The organism is Candidatus Erwinia dacicola, from assembly GCF_001756855.1.
GTDB classification, from domain to species: Bacteria; Pseudomonadota; Gammaproteobacteria; order Enterobacterales; family Enterobacteriaceae; genus Erwinia; species Erwinia dacicola.
In genome coordinates, this window is sequence record NZ_MAYS01000324.1 from 1 (window position 1) to 4067 (window position 4067).

General features: G+C 52.4%; 3 protein-coding genes and 2 pseudogenes. 2 read left to right on the top strand and 3 right to left on the bottom strand.

The features are described from left to right. A pseudogene (locus BBW68_RS17885) lies at window positions 1-228 on the top strand (ISL3 family transposase); the annotation flags it as partial. Window positions 229-325: 97 nt separating this feature from the next. On the opposite strand, the gene BBW68_RS09455 reads toward BBW68_RS17885, so the two are convergent. From BBW68_RS09455 to rfaQ, 3 genes are read right to left on the bottom strand one after another with little or no spacing between them, the layout of a single operon-like run. After that, on the bottom strand, window positions 326-1423 hold the full coding sequence (locus tag BBW68_RS09455; protein ID WP_070135164.1) for a glycosyltransferase: 1098 nt from the start codon (window positions 1421-1423) through the stop codon (window positions 326-328). A 3-nt stretch (window positions 1424-1426) separates the two neighbouring features. Next, the gene (locus BBW68_RS09460; RefSeq protein ID WP_070135165.1) at window positions 1427-2554 is read right to left on the bottom strand and encodes a glycosyltransferase family 4 protein; all 1128 of its coding nucleotides are present in this window, start codon (window positions 2552-2554) and stop codon (window positions 1427-1429) included. After that, on the bottom strand, window positions 2551-3624 hold the full coding sequence (rfaQ, locus tag BBW68_RS09465; RefSeq protein ID WP_070135166.1) for a putative lipopolysaccharide heptosyltransferase III: 1074 nt from the start codon (window positions 3622-3624) through the stop codon (window positions 2551-2553). The genes BBW68_RS09460 and rfaQ overlap by 4 nt, the downstream gene beginning before the upstream one ends. Window positions 3625-3773: 149 nt before the next feature. Between rfaQ and BBW68_RS20715 the strand changes: the two are divergent. Further along, window positions 3774-4067 (top strand): annotated as a pseudogene (locus BBW68_RS20715) (transposase zinc-binding domain-containing protein); the annotation flags it as partial.

The window sequence follows — 4067 nt, forward strand, 5'->3', positions numbered from 1 at the left end:
GAAGTATCTTCGCCATATATTCGTCGCCCGGAGCGACTTAAGCAGCAGATCCGTAATAAACGTCATCAACGCTGGGTGGAAGTCATTACCCTGAATAGGAACGGATGTGGGATACGTGAAATATCCCGCACTACCGGGTTATCACGCGTAACGATCAGGCGCTGGCTCCAGTCCGGTACATTCCCTGAAATGTCAACCCGCCCGACGAAGCCCGGCCTTCTGGATCCTTGATATCCGTGGTCGGGTGAGTCCCAAATACTGCAGACTTCATCAGGCGATTGTGTCGATGTAAGTGTTGATGAGGTCTGGCAGAAACTGGAACGAATTAATCCTTAAGCGAAAGATACTGCTGACAGATGGGCTGTAGATCGTAGCTCATCAGCCGTTGGCGATCGATAACTGGGAAATTCTGCCAGATATCAGCCATCACCTTCGCCAGTGATTCACTGCTCAATTCTGAAAGTGCGTGGCTCATACCCGCACGTTCCAGTATTTCTGCAGGTCCCCCGGGGCAGCGTGTACTGGCAACGGGGGTACCACATAGCAATGCTTCGACCAGCACGTTGCCAAAGCCTTCGCTATCCGAACTGAGTACCAGCATCCCGGCATGTTTGATCAAGGGATAGGGATTAGCTTGGAAACCCGCAAAGATCACTCGATCGTTGATGCCCAGTTTTTCTGCCAGCTTTTTAACTGCTGCTAACTGTGCTTCTTCGCCTGTCCCTGCCAGCACGAGCTTGGCCTCAATCCCTGATCTGGCATAAGCCTTTAACAGACGGTCGTGGCGTTTTGTCAGGTGAAAACGACCTACATGGACGATATAGGGCTCTTCTGTCAGTGAAAAAGGCTGTTCTGCCTGAGCAAGCAGATGGGCGATATCAAACGGGTTATTGATCACCGCCAGCTGGCGCGGCGATATCGAGAGCTTTGTTTGCAAATCATCCGCCACGGCCTGTGAGACTGTAACAATATTCTTTCCCTGATAAATTCGGGCAATTTTTCGCAGCTTGATCCAATGATCGATACCTTTACGGTGCCCCAGATATGAAGTGGAGAGTATGCCGTGAATGCAGTACCACATTTTTTCTGGCGACAGATTTTTACAACGAGCAACGATGCGATCGGTTTTGTGCAGGTGGGAGAAGACTAGGTCGAAACTTCCTGCCTGCATTTCACTGGCAGTGATTGCACGATCCAGACTGGCTGCCCGACGTTTTAGTTCAGTCAATTTGCGCCACGGTACCTTGCTGTCACTCTCCACTACCTGATAATCAATCCCTTCAGGAAGAGTGTACTTGCAGACATTGCGTAGTGAAAACAAAGTGACCTGATGCCCCATCTTCTGCATGCCTTCGCAGAGCGCCAGCACCACTTTTTCGGCCCCGCCACCCGGCAGTCCATCGATAATTACCAAGATACGCATGACTTAATCCAGAATGTATTGATAAAGGGTAACCAGCTGCTGCGACAGGCGCTGAGGGGATGAACCTATCACGCGCTCGCGTGCATGATTTGCCATCTCGCTACCGACTGCGTGATCGGGAAGTGACATGACGGCATCACGTAGGGCGGGAACGTCCAGGGCATCGCAAACATAGCCATTTTTTCCCTGCTCAATAAACTCGCTGCCCCCGCACGTGGTCGAGGTGATCACGGGTAAGCCGCAGGCCATCGCTTCCAGAATGACATTAGGGAAAGGGTCATAGAGCGTTGGCTGTAATAAGCCGTCCGCGGCCTGATACCATGGGCGCGTGTCCTGTTGCATACCCGTAAAGATAATCCGTTCGCTGCAGCCCCGTTCGCTGGCCAGTGACTGATACTGTTTTTCCGCCTTATCTTTGCCAACCACCACCAGATAGCGGTTGGTGCCAGCGACTGCTCTGATGGCGGCGGCCAGCCCCTTACGTTCAAAGCCAGAACCGACATAAATCAGAATGGTGGCGTTAAGAGGAAGACCCAGCCTAGCACGCAGCTTACTGCGTTCCACTTCGCTGACGGGTACAAATTGCGTAGTGCTGATGGCATTGTAGATAACATGGATTTTGTGGCCAGCAACGCCAAAACGCTCAATGATTTCGTCTTTCACCATTTGCGCGTTGCAAATAACGGCCTTAAGCTCCTTTGCTTGGTACATTTTGCGTTCGGCATCCATCACGTAGCGGTGATAGCGATTGCTCATCAATAGCTTTTGCCGCCATGCAGGTAGGAGGAGTGAGCGCTGTTCCAGCCAACGCTGATGAACACCATCTCCGGCACGATAAATATCACAACCGGCAATGCGCTCGTGGCTCTGCACGATATCGAATTTCTCACGCTGCCAGATTTTTCTGGCAGCATCGGCAAAGCCACGCTCGCGACTGATGCGGCCCGATTTAAGCGGATCGCAAATATGCAGATGCCAGTTAGACTGGCGTGCGCCTTGCCACTGACGGGTGATGACATTGAGATCCATCGACTGATTATCGAGCGCCTCAAGTGCACGAGAGATAAAGCGCTCTGCTCCCCCATCCGGGCGGTATTTTTGGCGAACAATGGCCAGCCGAATCGGTTTCATGCTAGTAATTTCCTCGCTGCAATGAGCACTGTTTTCACTGGAATGGCATCCAAGAAACGTTCTGCGGTTTTGGTATCGACAGCATCAGGATCGGGTAATGGGGCAAAGTCGCCAGCCCAGATTACCTCACCTTTTACCTGCCATGGCCGCCAGAAGACTAACTTTGACGGGCCAAACAGTGCAATGCAGGGGGTTTGCAATGCGGCGGCCATATGCATGGGTACGGAATCGACACCAATAAATAGCCCGGCCTCATCTATCAGCGCCGCCACTTGGTTTAGCGTCAGCTGACCGGCCAAGGAGATAACATTCTGCCGGGATGAGAGTTGATCCTCAATCTGACTAATCATCGCCAACTCTTTTTTATCGGGTCCGGAAGTCAACACAATAGTATGACCATCATCCTGCAATGACTGGATAACGGCGGCCATTTTCTCCTCGCTCCAGCATTTAAAGAACCAGCGCGAGGTAGGCTGTACCACGATATATTTTGTCACGCTGTTGAGCTGCTCGCGTACTTTAAGGCGGTCGCTGTCGGCGTAATACATACCAACGGTACTGTCGGTGGAGGGCAACTTTAACGGGGCAAGTAGCGACAGATTCTGTTCTACGGCATGCAGAGTATTATGTGTCTCTGTTGAGACTAAATGCGAATGACAGCGCCGCCATAGCGTGCCCTGACGTTTTGGAAAATCAAAACCAAGCCGCACCGGGGCACCGGTAAAGCGTGTAATCAACGCACTGCGCCACTGGTCAGCAAGATTCACCACCAGATCGTAACGCTGCTTTCTCAGCGTTTTTAACAGCTCCCACTCTTGGTTGACTTGGAAGCGAGTGCCCTGTTCCTTCCACGTGCGGTCAATTGAGTAGACCTGATGAATATCCGGATGATGCGTAAGCATGGCGTGGGTTTCTTCATATAGCAGCACGTCCACAGTGGCATCGGGCCAGGCTGCTTTCAGCGAGCGGATAACCGGAGTGGTTAAAAGCATATCGCCATGGTGACGAAACTTGATTACCAGAATGCGGGCAACAGGGTGGGATGAAGGCGGCAGATCCTGATTTGTCATACTCGATCGCTGTTTAGTAAACTAGTTGCTGATTCTAAAGCAGTGGCTGGAACGTGGCTAGCATGAACGTAGCGCCCTTAAGGGCGAGCGTCACGGCTTCGCCGTTCCGGTGCTTTGCATGACTGGAGCTCCGCTTTATACTCAGCTCCATGTATATCCCGCGTCCCGCCAAACTCCTTTTCACCGTCGATGACGGCTGGAACCGCTATCTCGAAAAACATGGCGACAGCGTCAGCCAGTGGACCCAACTCGCCGTTGAGCGCATGCTCGCCTGCGGCACCTGCGCTATGGGTGTGCGCCGCTACTGCTGCGCTTTACCTGGCTTTACCTGACTGTACCCACTCCCGCTTCTTCTGCCAGAGCTGCAAGTCAAAGGCCTGCAGCATGAAGTCCACCGAACAGTGGATTGCTGAGCAACAACACGTCCTGCCCGACTGCGAATG